This window comes from Corallococcus sp. AB038B, assembly GCF_003668955.1.
Lineage (GTDB): Bacteria > Myxococcota > Myxococcia > Myxococcales > Myxococcaceae > Corallococcus > Corallococcus exiguus.
Genome location: NZ_RAWO01000227.1, coordinates 1 through 410, shown reverse-complemented (window position 1 = coordinate 410; position 410 = coordinate 1). Strand labels below are relative to the sequence as shown.

1 pseudogene is annotated in these 410 nt (G+C 73.7%); it reads left to right on the top strand.

The features are described from left to right. Positions 1-204 precede the first annotated feature (204 nt). A pseudogene (locus tag D7Y04_RS43110) lies at positions 205-410 on the top strand (hypothetical protein); the annotation flags it as partial.

Genomic DNA, 410 nt, shown 5'->3' with positions numbered 1-410 from the left:
GGCCATGGGTGATTCCTTTCGGTGAGGGCGCGAAGCCCCGGTCCAGGTACCCCCGCCCATTCTGCACCGGCCATGCCGGGCAGGGTCCTCCTCTGGAGCGGGCCCCTGCCCTCCCCTGGAAGCCGCGCTCGACGTGTCGGCCCGACATGTCGAAGCACTGCGCGCCTTGACCCGGGCGCGGCTTCCGCGCGAAGAGCCGGACGCATGAAGCCTTGGGAGACGCTCGACACCGCGCAGGTCCCCGACGTGGGGGAAGTCACGCTGGCGCGGCGAGGGGACGAGTACGTCCTGCGCGTGCGTGGCCAGACGCTGATGTCCAGCCGGCGGCACGGCTCGGAGGAGGCGCTCGCGGAGGCCGGGTGCGCGGACGTCGCGGGGAAGAGCGGGGCCCGGGTGCTCGTGGGCGGCCT